The sequence below is a fragment of the Aerococcus loyolae genome (assembly GCF_002871915.2).
GTDB classification, from domain to species: domain Bacteria; phylum Bacillota; class Bacilli; order Lactobacillales; family Aerococcaceae; genus Aerococcus; species Aerococcus loyolae.
Window position 1 is genome coordinate 1445355 of record NZ_CP126958.1, and the last position, 16638, is coordinate 1461992.

Here is a 16638-nt window from a genome sequence, read left to right on the forward strand (position 1 = left end):
ATATCCAGGTCAATGATTAAACTGCCCGCTCTATTTAAGTTATAGGAGCAGTCAAAAGTCTGCTTTCTCTTATAGTATACTAAGTTTTTTCGCGCTGGGATAGCCTTAGCTTTATTTTGTCAGCTTGCACTCTCTTTCCAAACCTGTTCCAAACCTGCTCGCTGACAAAAGTGAACTCCGCTTCAGAAATATTTGGCAATCCTTTTCAAGGATTTCCGCATATTTCTTCCAGCGTTTCACTTTTTGATGTCAGCTCACACTCTATTTCAAACCTGTTCCAGTCACAGGACGAACATCCACTTCAAAAACTGTCAACGCTCAGGCTTAATTGAGTTCGGTTGCCAAACTTGAAGTCACTTCAGAAAATACCAACACACAGCCTCCCTGTGCTTATGGTATTTTCCTCCAGTGATCCAAGTCTCTAACGGCACCCTCACATCCTTATAACTGAGCTTATACCAGTTTCCTCCAGTTGCTATAGCTGTTCGAAGCATTAGCGAGTTACAGATATAGTATGCGTAGCGGTTTCGCCCTTTTATGTGACCGTCACACTCTATTCCTTAAAACATATTTTTTATGGATTCGATGTTTTTGATGGTTACACTGATTGTTCCATCGGGGTTATTGCTTAATTCAATGACGTCGGGATCGTAGAACAAGTCGAGGGGGATGGTGATTTCAATGCCATTGTCCAGTTTCAATTTTTGCCTTTGGAGTTTTGTAGGAATGCTTTCAACTTCTTGCATCATTTCATTGTCAAAAGGGAAAGTCTGGGTTTCTTCCAAATAGGATTGTTTCTTGGCCAGGTTATCTTCGTAGAGATAATCAGCAATCCGCTCATTGGAAAAGCCTTCCTCCCCACTCATTTCATGGTAGAGGATATCCTTAGCCTTGGCTAGGGATTGGTAGACCGGTTCATCATAAGTGTGAGCCGTTTTTTCAACGGCTTTCTTGATGGCCTGGATACTTTCCTTGGCACTGGGTTTAGTCGGCACTTTCAGGTACAATTCGCTAAAATAATTGACCTTTTCCCCTAGACTTTCAATTTCATGCTTCTTTTCTACTAAGTCATACTGGCCACTGGCTAAATTAACCACGATGCCTTCATCAATAGCCTGTTTAGCAGAAGGCAGGATGTTTTTGTGAATAATGAGATCATTTTGAACATTGTCATCATTATAGACCAAGTGATGGGTATAGGACTCATTGTGGTTGAGCTTAAAGGCCGCCAGGTAATCCTCTCCTTGGTCATCAGAAAAACGCAGCCAGAGTAAGTCAGCCGCAGGAATATCAGGGTTTAATTGGATAAATTGAAACCATTGACTAGCCAATGCTTGGCTATTGGGAATAAAGTCTGCTGCAGCCGCTTGAAATTGCTGGTATTTTTCATTATCAGCTGGAAAGATCCCCCGCTTCTTCTTATCGGTAACCCAGACCTTATCAATTAAGGCATGCATATATTTAAATAAATGATTACTATCAACTGCTAAGGGGAGTTCAGACATGACCCCCTGGTTAATGTTTTGATCATAGATATGTAAGATTGCTTCTTTAATAATCAAAAATCTGCTCTCCTCCAATGAAAAAGTCTCCCTCAGCTAGTTGAAGGAGACTAGATGACTTTATTTTTCCGCTTTTAAGCGGGGGATGATTTCTTGCTTTAAATAATCATTGAGGCCTTGGCTGGTTTCTTCGTGGTGTAAGGCATATTGGATGCTGGCCTCGATAAGTCCCAAGGGTTCTCCCACTTCATACCATTGGCCATGGAAGTGGGTGGATAAAACCGGATGGTCCTTAGCCAGTAAATTTAAAGCGTCGGTAAGTTCAATTTCTCCAGATTGAGGGTTAACACCAACCGCTTCAATCGCTGAAAAAATCTCAGGGGTTAAGACATAACGTCCACAAATGGCCATGGCGGGGTCATAATTGGGTTCTGTGGGTTTCTCCACGAGGCCACTGATATCATAGACATCTCCCGACCGTGAGCTAGCTTCATCAACAATTCCATAATGCTTAGCCTCTTGGTTGGAGACTGCTTGGGTCAGGATAGCTGTTGCTTGGTAGCGTTCAGCAATTTCCATGACCTGCTTAGAAGCGGGCTTATCGGAAACCATAATATTATCGCCCAGGGTTAAGAGAAAAGGTTCGTTCCCTACAAAGGACTTGGCTTGTAGGATGGCGTCGCCAAGCCCCTTAGGATAGTGTTGGCGTTTGAACTGAATATTATGTAAGGTGCTAGATTGAACCATTTCCAATAAGTCTGCCTTACCCTTTTCAGTAAGGTTTTGCTCTAACTCATAATTAGAGTCGAAATGGTCTTCGATAGAGCGCTTGTTGCGCCCAGTAACAATGAGAATTTCTTCAATTCCACTGGACAGCACTTCTTCAACAATAAATTGAATGACTGGCTTATCCATCAAAGGGAGCATTTCTTTGGCAGTGGCTTTAGTAATAGGGAGAAAACGCGTCCCCAAACCTGCTGCCGGGATTACTGCCTTCTTAATGGTCATCATCTGACAACTCCTTATCTGTGTGCCCATTTTCTAACAAGGCGGCTTCATAGGCCTTGGCATATTTAGGAACATCACCAGCTCCCATAAAGAGAATCACCGCATCCTTATAAGCGAGTAATGAAGTCATATCGTCTAAATCAAGCGCCGCATGCGGAACCGTTAAACGATCCAGGACATCTTGGCTGGATACTTGGTGGTGGTCGGTTTCCCGTGCTGAAGCAAAGATATCACAGACATAAGCCGCATCGGACTTGTCTAAAGCCTCGGCAAATTGGTCCAATAGTGCCAGGGTCCGCGAATAGGTATGAGGTTGGAAGACACTAATCACTTGCTTATCTGGATATTGTTGGCGGGCGGCATCAATGGTCGCTTTGATTTCTGAAGGATGGTGGGCATAGTCATCGACAATCACCATATCCTCAACAAAACGTTCGTTAAAGCGACGTTTCACACCCTTAAAGCTGGTCAAGGCTTCTTGAACATCCTCTGGGTCAAAGCCTTCTAAATAACAGAAACCAATCACTGCCAGGCTATTCAAGATGCTATGTTGGCCAAAGGTATGGATGGAAAAGTTGCCATAATGCTTACCTTGGACCCAGACGTCAAAGTGAGAGCCCTTGGTGTTACGAACGATATCCTTGGCAACAATATCAAAATCATCATTGTCAATGCCGTAATACCATACGTCGACCTCATCCTTCAGTTTTTGTAGGTAAGGATCATCTCCATAGGCAATCACTTTATTCTTCACTTGGTGGGCAAATTTTCGGTTAGCAGCAAAGACTTCTTCAATATTGTGGTAAAAATCGGGATGGTCGAAGTCGATATTGGTAAAGATGGCATAATCAGGTTCATAAGCTAAGAAATGTTCCCGGTATTCGTCGGCTTCTAAGACAAAATATTCCCCGTCTTCTACGCCCTTACCAGTCCCGTCTCCAATCAGGTAGGAAGTCGTTTTTAAGCTACCTAGAACATGGGCCATAAGACCGGTGGTTGAGGTTTTCCCGTGAGAACCGGTGATAGCAACACTGGTATATTTCTTAATGAGTTCACCTAAGAAGTAATGGTAGCGGGTAACGGTCAAGCCTAACTCCTTGGCCCGGACAACTTCAGGGTGGTCATCTTTAAAGGCGTTCCCACAAATCACCGTCATCCCTTCATGGATATTGTCAGGATCAAAAGGTAATACGGTGATGCCCGCTTCCTTCAAACCTTCCTCAGTAAAGAAATGATCAGTGACATCAGAACCCTGGACCTGATAGCCAGCTCCTTTAAGAACGCGTGCGAGAGCACTCATGCCTGTGCCTTTGATTCCGGTAAAATGATAGGTCAATTCTTTATCCATGTCTTATTTGTCTCCGTTTCCATCTTGATGCTTTTTGAAAGGGGGTTGGTCTTTAGCTAGGCCATCATCCTGACCTAGGAAAGAGTTCCCCTTGAGGGGTCTTTCCTCAGCCATAATTGACTGTAAACCCCGGTTTAAATGCTTCTTGGGTCTTGCTTTACTTTTGTTCGAGTTAGGCTGATTTGTAGAAGCCGAATCGCGTTTTTGGCTAGTCCTTGGCGACGCCGTTTTCTTACTTGGGCTTTGAGAAGGCAGTTCTGCTTTTGTCCCTTTGTCTTGAGCAGGATTGCTGGTCTGGCTATTCAACCAGGTTGAGGGCAGCTCAGTCGGTTTAAAGGGCTTTTTACTCTGGTACATTTGAAATTCTTTAATTTCACGCCGTAAGCGGGCCTGCTTTTCTCTTTTATCCTCACGAATGGAGTTTTGCTTGTAATGGTAGGGACTATTTTGTCGCTGGTCATTAATTTCTTTGCGACGCCGCATAGCCTCTGAACGATCAGGACGAACAGAGGCTCGGTTAGCTTGATAAGGTGAACTATTAATTACCATCTGATCATCGTCAATATGGAAGCTGACCGGGGCTTCTTTGCCTAAGCGCTGGTCATTATTTTCCTGGTAATTGCTATAGTCACGGCTTAAATAGTTAGGGAAATCAAGGACAGAGTGCTTAGGCTTAATCCGCTGCGTATTCTCTTTACGATAAAAAGGGACAAAGGCCATATCCTCTCATTCCTTTCTTGATAAAATATTTCAGTGAACCTGTCAATGACTCCTTTAATCTAATTGATCTTTGATTGACTCAAAAGGAGTTCCTGGGGTCAATTCATCGTCAAGCACTAAGATGCCTTGACGTTCATGGTCAGGGTCCAAGCCTAATTCATAGGCGGAACAAATCATCCCATTACTTTTCACTCCGCGCAATTCTCCTGGCCAGATAATCTGTCCATTAGGCATAACTGCCCCACTCAGGGCCACGACTACGGTCTGCCCTTGGTCAATATTGCTTGCCCCACAAACAATTTGTTGGATGCCTGCCGGGCCCACTTGGGTTTGGGTAACATGCAAGTGGTCAGAATTTTCATGGTCGACACATTCCACTACCTTTCCTACCACAATCCGGGGTTCGTTTGAGATTTTGATGGTTTCAAAACCTTGTTCATAGAATAATTGGTTAATTTGCTCAATTTGAGCATCTTCTAAGAGAACATGTCCTGTCCCCTTTATCTCCATATAAGTCGAAATATTATTGATATTATAACCAATGGTTTCTTTATTTTCCTTGTTATAAATACGTGTCACATCGGACAACGTTTCAGTTTCTATTAGTTCACGAGGAAGATCTGCTGACGTCAGCATCAACACATCGCCTACTCCTCGAGGATTGTAGAAACTAAGCCACATAATTAACTTCTCCTTTATATTGCTTGCCCGATTTATATCAGCGAGCAAGTCATTAAATCTTTACAAAGTATCGTGTAAATTATAAACTGAAACCGTTAAAAAGGCAATTCAAGCCTAATTCCAAAATATACCCCTTTCTCTAGCCTCCTGCAAGAAAAGCTTAAGCGTGTTATAATTAAAAGAAATATTGCGCTTAATCCATTAAACAAAGGAGATTGACATTCACTATGGTAAAAAAAGCCCTAATTAATCAGTTGAAAGATAGCGTTTTTCCCAACGATCAAAAGCAAAACTACGCCCTGGCCGGCAGCCTCTTTGCCTGTGGATTAGTCATTGGTGGCGTTGCTGCGGCTTTAATTTATGACCAAGTCCAAGCCCATAAGGCTAAAGACGGCATGGAAGTTTTAGAGGCCGTCAAAGACCACTTTAAAAAAGACGGCGACATCGAAGGCTCTTGGATTGAACTCCAACCGGTCCATGTTAACCGGTTTGGCCAAGAGCAAAAGCTCTATTACGGTGGTATCTCCCGTTTAGAAAATAATAAAGTCGTTCAATATGAATTCTATGCCGACGCAATCACAGGCAATATTGTTGATATTTTTGCCATTGACTAATAGATCATGCTTAAGAAAAACCAAGCCGGAAGTGCTCAAAATGAAGAGACTGCCCGCTTGGTTTTTTATCAACAGGATTTTGCTTTTATCGCTCAACTTTTAAAGTGAGCAATTAGGCGGTAGATTCTTTGACCTCTTTGGGAGAACTTAGCCTCATACTCGGTCATAATATTATCTGTTACCCCACTATTGTGGAGGTCTAAGGATACATCATCTAAGACCATTCCATAATGGGAGAGCGAAATTAAGGAATACTCAAAGAGCCCTTGGTTATCCGTCTTGAAAATTAAGCGACCGTCTGCTTTTAAGATGTTTTGGTATTGCTTGAGGAAGTTTTCATGGGTCAAGCGGCGCTTGGCATGGCGTTTTTTGGGCCAAGGATCGGAAAAATTTAAGTAAATTTCACTAACTTCATCTTGGGCAAACATATCACTGACATGGTTACCATCTCCGCGGATGAAACGCAGGTTGCTTAATTCGGTTTCCATGGCCTTCTGTAGGGCCATAACTAAGACATCAGAGATCATTTCGATGCCGATAAAATTAATTTCAGGATAGGTCTTAGCCATTTCAATTAGAAATTGGCCCTTCCCGGTACCAACTTCTACATGGATAGGATGGTCATTGGCAAATATTTCATGCCAGTGGCCTTTTTTGTCGTAAGGGTCAGTAATCACCCATTCAGGGTGTTGGGCGATCAAGTCTTTGGCCCAGGGTTTGTGACGTACACGCATAGTCTTCCTCCTTAGTGGTGTTTGCTAACTTAGAAAAAGGTTGTGACCCTTGCCACAACCTTTTTTAATTGACAAATGTTTTTAAACTAATGCTGATCATTTTCCTAGTCAATAGACCAGGAAGTGATGGGGTTTTCTTGGTTACTGCTTTTAAAATAGCGGTTTTCATAGATGTGTCTGAGCAATAAAATACTTTCATTAATGTGATAGATACGTTTTTTCTGATAGTCTGCCTTAATTAAAAAGAGCAAATTCATTAATGAATACCATTCAATCCGTAAATAGGTTTCTTCACTAACATGTAAGTTATACAGATCAAACCAGTGATCCCAATCTTCCAAGGGAATATATTGGACTAAGAGCTGGGTAATGTCAAAAATAGGGTCAGCAATGCAGACCTTCTCCCAGTCTACCAAGTATAAGCGATGGTCTTCTGACAAAATAAAATTACGGCGATTGAGGTCGCTATGGCAGACAGTTCGCCGGGCATTTTGCACAAAAGACAGGGTGTCATAGAGGTAATCCTTGACGCTATTAATATAGGTTAGGGAGTCCAGATCCTCACTAAGATTGTTTTCAAATTCGTGTAAGAAATCTTCTGGTTTATAGGTCTTCCCACCAATCTTCACCAGCATATTATAGAGATTGTCGGAGTGATGGTAGCGTGACATTAACTTAGTCACGATGCCTTGCTGGATTTCTTGGGCTGACAGGGTGTGTCCATATAGCCATTCTTGAGCTGAGTAGACATCACCGCTAGCAGTTCTTTTGGTCCAGATCAAGCGAGGGGTAATCCCCTCCATGGACAAGGCAGCTAAAAAAGGAGAAGAATTTCGCTTCAGAAATATCCGCTCTTGATTATGTGTTCCCATAAAAGCTTGGCCAGTATCGCCACCTATTGGGTGCAAGGTCCATTCTTTATCGAATTGGAACTCCATAACTTCTCCTCCCTTTCTCCCGATTATATTTAAACAGTATCTCTTATTTTAGTCAGAAATTAGAGGATCGTCAATAATTATCTATGTAATTTTTCCAAGAGACGATTTTTTCCTCGTAAGCGACGGGGTAAATAGACCCGGGTGAAAAGGATAGTCATTAATCCCGCTAAAATTAAGAAAATCACACTGTCCTGCCAGGATTTGCTAATTAGGAAACTCATGGTAAGCAAAGTCGTCTGCAAGCCTAGCGGCAGGTATAAAAAGCGGCGAAAAGCCGGCAAAGCTTGCCCCTGCTCTAGGGGGTAAATTTTCATTAAGGGGTGCTTATAATAGCGACGATAGAGGGGTAAAATTTGAAAATGACTGGCATAAAGCATTAAAAGGCCTAAACAATAGGTCAGCGGGTGACTAGGTAAGAAATAAACCAAGAGAGTCGCTAGGACAGTAAGCCTGAGCCATAAATTGAAATAATCCTGGCTCCGACAAAAGGCCCTTTGGTAGAGGAAATAATAGGGATTGTTCTTGCTGGTCATAAGCAGTAAATCTAAATATATCCGCCGCTTAACTGCCCTTTGACCCGTTGGTACATCCACAAACAGGCTCAAGACCTGGTTAACTCTTTCTTGGCGTTGGCTTTCATCACTTGCAATCTTTAACCAATCCCATTGCTTTTCACCCTGCCAGTTTTTACTGGTCAGATAATAGATGACGATCATCACAAAAACAAAAGCCAGGGCCAAAAAGATCTTTCCCCGCACAGCAAAATACAACTGGCAAAAGCTATAAGCTGCAGTCAAAACCATCAAGAGCCTGCTTTTGCTGGGACTGTAAAAATGAAAATTCTCTAAAACTGACCGTAACTGGAGAGCCTTCAAGCCGACCATTATCACAAAGATAGCAAGGACCTGGCCCGCTGACAAGCCTTGGTGAATCAGTAAGAAAGGATAAGATACCCCCACAAATAAGGCATAGATCCCCGTTGGCAGGAGTAAGCTATAGGCTAAGGCCTGGCTAAAGTAAGCCTTAAAGTCCGCTTCTCTAGCCAGTAAAAAGACTGTGTCCGCCTTTTCAATGAAGCTAGCTATCTTTCCTATCCCCATCACTAAGGCCGTGGCGATGATTAGCCAGATCCATTGGTAAAGCGGGTTAAAAGTCGTTAGGGTCTTTAACCACTGGCTGTATTGAAAGGCCAAGGCCGCTAAAATAAAAGCCAAAGCTAGGATAAAGTGGTCGTTGAAAATATATTTAAAATAACGGAAAATGCGTTTTTGCTGACTTTGACGGCGTTTGGGATAGAGCTCTTTAAAGGTCATGGCTCTGCCCTCTTATTAAGTCAACATAGAGTTCGTCCAAGCTGGCATCTGCCTTATTGAAGCGCTGACGGATCTCCTGTAAGGTCCCTTGGGCTTTAATTTGTCCCTCATGGAGAAAGATAAAGCGATCACAGTAGTGTTCAGCGCTGGACAGGATATGGGTTGACATTAAAATCGCTGCCCCGGCTTGGCGTTTCTTCAGTAATAATTGGGTAAAGTCATCGATCCCCAGTGGGTCTAAGCCGACAAAGGGTTCATCAATAATGTATAACATGGTATCAACCAGCATGGCACAAACAATCATGACCTTTTGCTTCATGCCCTTAGAAAAATGGATGGGTAACCAGTCCAAGCGTTCGGTCAAACGGAAGCGTTCTAAGAGCGGCTCGGCATTAGCCATGGCTTGGTCAGGGTCAATATGGTAGGCCAAGGCAATCAGTTGGATATGCTCGCGCAAAGTGAGCTCTGGATAGAGGATCGGTTGTTCGGGAATATAACTGAGGGCTTGGCGGTAGGCCTGGTTATCTTCAGCCAGTGAATGGCCATTCACCAATATCTCCCCCGCACTCGGCTTGAGCAGACCTAAAATATGCTTAATAGTGGTTGATTTGCCAGCCCCATTCAAGCCAATCAAGCCGACAATTTCACCAGCTTGAACAGAAAAATTTAAATCGTGGAGGACCGTATAATTACTATAACCCCCACTTAAATGTTCTACAGATAGTGTCATCTTTCAATTCCTTTGCTATTGTTAATCTAATCTTAAGACCTCATTTTACACCTAGTTTAGCAAATATCCAGATTTTTTTCGATCAGGGGCGGCCGAAAAAATCCCCGTAGAAAAATTGTGACTTACCTAGGCTTGTGATAAACTTAAGCTAAATGAATAAGTCAATTAGAGAGGACGATATATCATGGAAGATTGCATTTTCTGTAAAATTGCAAACCGGGAAATTCCCACTAATCTAGTCTATGAAGACGAAGTAGTCACTGCTTTCTTAGATAATTCTCAAGTTACTAAGGGGCACACCTTACTCGTTCCTAAAAAACACCTAAAAGATATCTTTGACTACGATGTCAAGGATGCGGGAGCGATTTTTAGACGGATTCCTATTATTGTCGAAGCCATTAAGAAGGCCTACCCAGACGTGCAAGGAATTAACATCTTAAATAACAACGGTGAAATTGCCTATCAATCGGTCTTCCATTCTCACATTCACATCATTCCTCGCTACCAAAAAGAGGAAGGTTTTGCTGTCAAATTCACCAATAATGGTGACAATTATAGTGATGAAGACTTAGCCGAAATTGCTAAAACCATTAACGAAAATATTGAGGTGTAGTCGATGTTAAAAGCATTTTTAAAAGGTTTGGGCTTGGGCGCCCTCCTTGCAGGTTCTTATGCCCTCTTGAAAACGCCCCATTCTGGCGAAACCAACCGCCGCATTCTAAAAGATTATAGTAAACGTTTATCAGGCGCAGCCACCGACCTCACGGGCTCCTTAGCTGAAACCCAAGTGGCCATTAGCGATTTAGCCAACCAAGGCATGCAAACCCTAGGCTCAGCCCGGGATGACATCCAACTAGCTATCCGCGACTTCCAACGCACAGCCGTGCCTCAAATGAATCGTATCCAAGAACAAGTCGCCCAATTACAAGCCGATGTGGATAATTCCGCCCTTTTAAATGGGTCCGCAGATAGCGATGAAACGGCTAATAAGGAAGACGAATAGTACTAGGATAGTAAGAGAAAAGAAGTTTAAGAATCTTTGAAGGTTCTTAGACTTCTTTTCATTAGGATTGAGTTAGAATAAGAGCTGTGCTATATTTTTAGAGTATATTGAATGAAATGATTAGGAGTTTGATTTATGAAATTTAAGAAAAAATTCACCCTAGGCCTAGTATCCAGTCTATGTGCCTTCACCCTAGCGGCTTGCCAAAGTCAAAGCAATGATAGCGCTGTGGCGACCGGTGATGATATTAAAATTACCCAAGGTCAACTGAATGACCAAATGAAGAAAGTTGCTGGCGATCAAACCCTTCGCCAACTCATCCTTTCTGAAATCTCTAAACAAGAAGTGGGTAAAGACCGCTATAAAGAAATCGAACAAGAAACTGACCAACAAATTGCGGCAACTAAGGCTCAAGTTGGCGATAATGACAAATTCCAAAATGTCCTCAAAAGTTCCGGTGTGCCTTCTGAAGAAGCCTACAAAGAATCACTAATCCAATACACCCTCACCCAAGAGGCCCTCAAGAAAAATATCCCAGTTTCTGACGAAGAATTAAAAAAAGCCTACGAAGACTATGAACCTGCTGCAGAAATTTCTCATATCTTAGTAGAAGATGAAAACGAAGCCAAAGATATCATCAAACAATTAGACCAAGGTGGCGACTTTAGTGCATTAGCTAAAGAACACAGTAAAGACCCAGGCAGCAAAGAAAAAGGAGGATCTTTAGGCCAAGTTGAAAAAGGACAAATGGTCAAAGAATTTGAAGACGCCGCTTTCAAACTAAACGAAGGGGAATACACCAAGGAACCGGTCAAATCACAGTATGGCTACCACATCATTAAATTAGATAAAAAGGGTCAAAAAGGTAGCTTTGAAGATGAAAAAGATAAGCTGGCTGAACAAGTGAAGAATAAGAAAATGCAAGATCCTTCTACCCTTCTCCAAGTCACCAGTGATCTCTTGAAGAAATACAACATTGACATTAAGGACTCCGACCTAAAATCTGCTCTCGACCAATTCAAACCAAAAGAAGAGGACAAAAAAGCAGATAAAGATTCCAAAGAAAAATCAAAAGATCAAGACAAAAAAGAAGAAAATAAAGATGACCAAAAAGGACAAGAAAACAGCCAAAGTCAGTCAGAGTCTGATAAAAAGTAGTCTATAAGTAAAAGAGCATGTTCCAAGGAATCTCCTCGGAACATGCTCTTTTCACTTTATTTGAAATTGCCAAATAATTTCCGCTTATGGTCATAGTGAGCATAAAGCAGACCAAAGTTATCCAAGTGCTTACTTTGCCAAGGCTTTTTCTTGCCACAAAAGTGCAAGAGAGCGCCGTGTTCAACTACCCACTTGGGGGTCCACTTCCCTTCACTAATCAACTCATAAAGTTTACTATAACGGACATCATAGTTGTAAACTTGGTCAGGCAAGTCAAAGATAAACTGGCTGTACAAGGCATTGAGAACATCCTGGTCAGGGAGAATTAATTGAAGGCGGTTTTCCCGGATAAAGCTAAAAATATCATCCGCCTTCACCTTTTGCCGGATCGCCTTAAGGTTCATCAATAAAACTCCAGAATTATAATAGTGGTCAGCCTGGCTATTTCCTAAGCGCAATTTATTGATCTGGTCAGTAATCTTAGTCAACTTGGCGTGACTAGCCGCTCCATATAAATCATCTCCTAAGTCAGTTTCATATAGGGGCACGAGGTCATTGATACAAAGGATATCCGCATCCAAGTATAGGATCTTCTCTAACTGATCGGGCAAGAAATAGTGGGCTAGCAAGCGGTAGTAGATAGTCTCTGGATAGCGCTTAGAAACCGGTGCCTCTTGAAAAATATCTGGATCAATAAGAACCGGGTGGTAGGTCATCCCCATGGCTTGTAAAAAACGATCAATTTTGTCGTGGGCTGCCAGGGACTGTTTTTGCAAGATATAGACTTGGTAGTCACGCTTGGCTGTATTTTTATAGATGGAGTAAAGCGTGGTTAGCATGGGCTCCACATAGTGGTCATCAACGGCAAATAATAAGTTCATTCCATAGCTCCTTGACTAAAAAAGTAACATTAGACTTACTTTACCATGTCCAGATGAAATAAAGTCCAGGAAGTTAAAGCTTAATAAATTCTCAACAAAAAAAGAGAGTGCTACGGGCGCACCAAAGATCAATAACACTTTAGAGACGTAAAGATCGGGCTGCACCCAGAGCACGTTTTGATTAGAAAGTCCATATGTTAAAAAAGGAGGTCGGAACAATGGTCCCGATCCCCTTTTTTAATTCTCATTAAATATTTTGATAATAGTCATCACTCGGATGGTAGAAAGAACGTCCTTCTAAGCCCATAATTTTTGGTGTATATTCACCAGGCTCAACATCCTGTAAGTGACTGGTCATCATGTTAATCTTGGCATCTAAATCATCCACCCGGTGAAGGATTTCAGCCTCCAATAGACGTGGGGTTACCGGACTACCAAATTCATTCTTCCCGTGGTGGGCAAGAATCATATGTTTAAGTAAGACCACTGCTTCTTCATCTTGACGGTAGCCTAACTGTTCTGCGGTGAGGGAAATTTTTTGCCCCATTAGAGAGATATGACCAATAAGATTCCCCTCAATAGAATAATCTCCACTTAAAGGATCCACAAATTCAATCACCTTAGCGGCATCATGGAGGATAACCCCGGCATAAAGCAAGCTTTTATCCACATTAGGGTATAGTTTAGCAATTGCTTGAGCCAGGCGTAACATGGAAACGGTGTGGAAGGCTAATCCACCAACAAAGGCATGGTGGTGGCGTTTAGCAGCTGGATATTGGTAGAAAATATCATCGTATTCAGTCATGATGCTGCCCACAATTTTCTTGAGTACCGGATGCATAATGCTTTTGATCCCCGCTTCAATTTCAGCCTTCATATCTTCTACCTTCATGGGACCGTCAGCAATAAACAAACTCGGGTCATTGGGTTCGCCATCATGGGCTAGACGCAAGCCCGAAATCTTCACTTGGGGTTGGCCATTATATAATTCCCGGTGCCCCTTTAAGCGGACCACCCGACCACTTTGAAAGGCCTCCACTTCATCTTCCATAGCACTCCAATACATGCCATCAATAGTCCCTGACTTATCTTGGAAGGTAAATGCAATGAAGTCGCGCCCATTGCGGTCAGTACGTACATTAGCATTTTTTATCAAAATGTAGAGATCAAATTTTTCATTTTGAGGAATTTCATAAATTAAGCGCTTATCCATAAATTAAGTTGGCTTCCTTTCTATGCTTCTAAGTGATGAACTTGGTCGGAATGTAAGCCTTGGGTAATTTCTTGGTCAAAGGTAAAGACAATAATTTGACGGGATAGACTCTTTTCTTTCAAGAATCGATAAATATTTTGCCGGTATTCTTGGTCTAAATGAGCAAAACCTTCGTCAATCAGAATCGGCAAGTCTTGGTGGCCGAGTTGGGCGTCTAAGAAGGCGAAGCGCATAGCCACAAACAAGAGAGCCTTCTCCCCGCGGGATAATTGGTTAACACTGGTCCATTGGTCTCGCATCGGTTGATAGACTTCGACACTTTCATCAGTGTAGCGCATCTTTTCAAATTTAGTATTAGTTAAATCGAAGAGATAGCGATTAGCTTGGGCAAGAACTCGTTGGACAGTATCTTGGCCTTGTCCCAGAGTCGCTTCCTCCATCGTCTTAGCTGCCAATGTATCGCTAGCCCAAGCGACTGCGGTGTCATAAGATTGATCAACTTGTTCTTGCTTGTCTTGTTCCATAGCTTGTAAGGCTTGGCTGTTTTTCATTTGCTTCAATTGATTTTCAATCCGCGCGATATCAGCAAGGAGGACTTGTCTTTGCCCTTCATAGCTATTGATTTGATCTTTTGTGGCCTTAATTTGTTCGCTAACTTCGGCTTCATCTTCATTTAAAGCTGAAGCCTTTTTATCCAGATATTGGTTTAAGAGTTGGTAACGAGCTTCTTTATCCTTAAATTGACCATAGGCAGTCAAGGCTTTTTCTAGGTCTGCACGGTCGGTTAAGTTGTATTGTTTTAAGAAGTTCTCCTCAGTTTTTTCAAGTTGGTCAATATGGTCAGCTAACTGGCTGAGACGGGCTTGCTTGGCTTTTTGTTCTTGGTCTTCATAATCAAGATTAGCCGCATAAAGTCGGTAATTGTGGTAGTCATCCTCAAACTGTTGGAATAAGGAATCCAGTGACAAGGCCTGATTATTGCTTGCTTGGCGGTAATCTGACCATTCCGCTTGGTGGGCTTGACCAAAAGCGCCTGCCCCACTTTGATGGATCAGTTGGTTAATTTCCCCTTCCAAGTCTTCAATTTGTTTCACATAGTCGGTTTGTAGCCAAACCAAGGGCATGATGTAAGCGGAACCGCCCTTAGCTTGTAAGAAGGCCTCTAAATCCTTGGTAAATTGCTTGGATTCTTCCTCTAGTTCTGCAATTTGTTGGTTTTGATTATCGATTTGGCGTTGGATTTCAGCCGTTTCACTGTCAATATCACGTAAGTCTAATTGGTAGGCCTTCTCTTCTTCATTAACATAGTGTTTACCTTTGCGTTCTTGGAACCAAGCAATTAAGACAAAGATTAAACCAAGTATTAAAGCAGGCATCCCTGCTCCCCGCCAGAAAGGACTAGTGTGGAAGAGTGAAATCGCATAACATATTAAACCAACAGCTAATAAGGTCATCCCAATCGGACGAATCCAGGACTGGGTATATTTATAAACAGTGGCTTTGAAGTCATCATAGTTGCTGGAAATCTCTTGACGTTCTTGACCAAGACTTTCCCGGTCTTCCATCAGGTTTTCTAGGCCGGCTTTGGTATTTTTGTAGAAGACCCGGCGGCTATCAATAGCTTTTTGGCGTTTTTGCCATTCTTCGCGCTCTTCGTCGGTGAAATCACGTGGCAATTCATCAATGTTTTCAGCTCCTAAGGCTGAAAGTAAACGGCTTTCTTGGTAACGTTTCTCGACAATTTGATCATGGAGATTCTCATTTTGCCGGATTTGTTCCCGGTAGGCCCGGGCCTCAGCCAACATTTGCTCAGAAATGCCGAGATGGTCACTGATCCATTGTCCTCCGGCATTCAGTTCTTCTTCGGGCTCTGCCTTTGCTTCTACAGAATCCATGATCACAAAGCCTTCAGGGTTGAGCTCTTGATATTCTTCAACTAAGCGGTCTTTGGTGCTCACAATGTTTTGCCATTGGTCAACATCCTGGTCTGAAAAACGTGGTCCATCATATTGGGCGAGTTCAAAGCCCAGTGCCACCCGTTCTTCATCAGAGGCACTCTGTTGGTCAGCCTTTTCCAAGTCCATTAAGCTTTGCCGGGCACTTTGTTCAGCACTTTGAACTTCTGCCAAGGCCGCCTTTTTTTCTGACAATTCTTGGTCCAAGTCAAAATAGGCGTCTTCCTCTTGACGAGCAGCCGCCAAGTCTTGGTCTTGTCTTTCTAATGCAACCATTTCTTGGTTAAGCTTAGGATTTTGTCCTTGGGGCCGGTAGAGGCTATCAGCATCAGCTTGTAATTGGTCGACTTCCTGGCTGAGAGAGAGCTTACCGGTCACACCTAAGTTGACTAAACTACGGGCAAAATCTTCTTCCGATTCCCAGATAAATTGCATTAAATCAGGTTCAGTAAAGCCAAAATAGGCTAAATAAGTGTCCCTGGTCAGGTCACCAAATAATTGTTTAAAATTATCGACTTCTTGGGCCTCTTGACCGGCAACAGACATTTTTAAGACTTGCTTACCATTAGCTCGGGTACGTTCAATGGCACAATCGCCCCATTGGGTATCCTTAAAATATAGACGCCCCCCGAAACGAACTTGGTCATTGGTATCGAAATCACGGCTTCCCTTACGGCGTTGGTTGGGAAAGCCAAACATGATACTTAAAACGAAGCTCATCAAAGTGGATTTTCCCGACCCGTTTGGACCTAGGAAAACATTAAAATCATCCGTCAATTGAAATTGGCGGTGGACAAATTTCCCATAGCCAAAGATGTCGATTGCTTGTAGTTTCATTTG

Annotated in this window: 16 protein-coding genes; 4 read left to right on the plus strand and 12 right to left on the minus strand. The window is 42.6% G+C overall.

Features of this window, described 5'->3' with window-relative positions; translation table 11 throughout:
* Positions 1–560: 560 nt before the first annotated feature.
* The 5 genes from CJ190_RS06505 to ytpR are packed head-to-tail and all read right to left on the minus strand — an operon-like array spanning position 561 to position 5259.
* Positions 561–1562, minus strand: a complete 1002-nt coding sequence (locus CJ190_RS06505) for a nucleoid-associated protein (RefSeq protein WP_082888663.1) — start codon at positions 1560–1562, stop codon at positions 561–563.
* Between the two features lie 60 nt (positions 1563–1622).
* A complete protein-coding gene (locus tag CJ190_RS06510) occupies positions 1623–2510 on the minus strand; it encodes a UTP--glucose-1-phosphate uridylyltransferase (RefSeq protein ID WP_064293009.1) in 888 nt (295 codons plus the stop codon).
* Positions 2500–3858 (minus strand): UDP-N-acetylmuramate--L-alanine ligase, encoded by a 1359-nt coding sequence (gene murC / locus CJ190_RS06515; protein ID WP_064292930.1) that lies wholly within the window; start codon positions 3856–3858, stop codon positions 2500–2502. The genes CJ190_RS06510 and murC overlap by 11 nt, the downstream gene beginning before the upstream one ends.
* Before the next feature lie 3 nt (positions 3859–3861).
* Complete coding sequence (locus CJ190_RS06520; RefSeq protein ID WP_064292931.1) at positions 3862–4578, minus strand: hypothetical protein; 717 nt, start codon at positions 4576–4578, stop codon at positions 3862–3864.
* A 54-nt stretch (positions 4579–4632) separates the two neighbouring features.
* On the minus strand, positions 4633–5259 hold the full coding sequence (gene ytpR, locus CJ190_RS06525; RefSeq protein WP_064292932.1) for a YtpR family tRNA-binding protein: 627 nt from the start codon (positions 5257–5259) through the stop codon (positions 4633–4635).
* 227 nt (positions 5260–5486) lie between these two features.
* Between ytpR and CJ190_RS06530 the strand changes: the two genes are divergently transcribed.
* The gene (locus CJ190_RS06530; RefSeq protein WP_101560380.1) at positions 5487–5873 is read left to right on the plus strand and encodes a hypothetical protein; all 387 of its coding nucleotides are present in this window, start codon (positions 5487–5489) and stop codon (positions 5871–5873) included.
* Between the two features lie 92 nt (positions 5874–5965).
* Here CJ190_RS06530 and trmB read toward each other — a convergent pair whose 3' ends face one another.
* From trmB to CJ190_RS06550, 4 genes are all read right to left on the minus strand, one after another.
* Positions 5966–6607 carry a tRNA (guanosine(46)-N7)-methyltransferase TrmB gene (trmB, locus tag CJ190_RS06535; protein ID WP_064292933.1) on the minus strand — a complete coding sequence of 214 codons (642 nt, stop codon included), beginning with the start codon at positions 6605–6607 and terminating at the stop codon, positions 5966–5968.
* Positions 6608–6711: 104 nt separating this feature from the next.
* Positions 6712–7545 (minus strand): phosphotransferase family protein, encoded by an 834-nt coding sequence (locus tag CJ190_RS06540; protein WP_064292934.1) that lies wholly within the window; start codon positions 7543–7545, stop codon positions 6712–6714.
* Between the two features lie 77 nt (positions 7546–7622).
* Positions 7623–8858 carry an ABC transporter permease gene (locus CJ190_RS06545; RefSeq protein WP_064292935.1) on the minus strand — a complete coding sequence of 412 codons (1236 nt, stop codon included), beginning with the start codon at positions 8856–8858 and terminating at the stop codon, positions 7623–7625.
* The gene (locus CJ190_RS06550) at positions 8848–9588 is read right to left on the minus strand and encodes an ABC transporter ATP-binding protein (protein ID WP_064292936.1); all 741 of its coding nucleotides are present in this window, start codon (positions 9586–9588) and stop codon (positions 8848–8850) included. The genes CJ190_RS06545 and CJ190_RS06550 overlap by 11 nt, the downstream gene beginning before the upstream one ends.
* Positions 9589–9772: 184 nt before the next feature.
* On the opposite strand from CJ190_RS06550, the gene CJ190_RS06555 reads away from it, so the two are divergent.
* From CJ190_RS06555 to CJ190_RS06565, 3 genes are all read left to right on the plus strand, one after another.
* A complete protein-coding gene (locus tag CJ190_RS06555) occupies positions 9773–10201 on the plus strand; it encodes an HIT family protein (protein WP_064292937.1) in 429 nt (142 codons plus the stop codon).
* A gap of 3 nt (positions 10202–10204) precedes the next feature.
* A complete protein-coding gene (locus CJ190_RS06560; protein WP_064292938.1) occupies positions 10205–10591 on the plus strand; it encodes a hypothetical protein in 387 nt (128 codons plus the stop codon).
* A 135-nt stretch (positions 10592–10726) separates the two neighbouring features.
* Positions 10727–11749: a peptidylprolyl isomerase gene (locus CJ190_RS06565; RefSeq protein ID WP_070598419.1), complete on the plus strand. Its 1023-nt coding sequence runs from the start codon at positions 10727–10729 to the stop codon at positions 11747–11749.
* Positions 11750–11805: 56 nt separating this feature from the next.
* On the opposite strand, the gene CJ190_RS06570 is transcribed toward CJ190_RS06565, so the two are convergent.
* The 3 genes from CJ190_RS06570 to CJ190_RS06580 all read right to left on the minus strand — a co-directional run bounded on the left by CJ190_RS06570 (position 11806) and on the right by CJ190_RS06580 (position 16635).
* Complete coding sequence (locus CJ190_RS06570) at positions 11806–12630, minus strand: glycosyltransferase family 8 protein (protein WP_064292940.1); 825 nt, start codon at positions 12628–12630, stop codon at positions 11806–11808.
* 247 nt (positions 12631–12877) lie between these two features.
* A complete protein-coding gene (locus CJ190_RS06575) occupies positions 12878–13843 on the minus strand; it encodes a 3'-5' exoribonuclease YhaM family protein (RefSeq protein ID WP_064292941.1) in 966 nt (321 codons plus the stop codon).
* A gap of 20 nt (positions 13844–13863) precedes the next feature.
* The gene (locus CJ190_RS06580; protein WP_064292942.1) at positions 13864–16635 is read right to left on the minus strand and encodes an ATP-binding protein; all 2772 of its coding nucleotides are present in this window, start codon (positions 16633–16635) and stop codon (positions 13864–13866) included.
* Between the last annotated feature and the right edge of the window lie 3 nt (positions 16636–16638).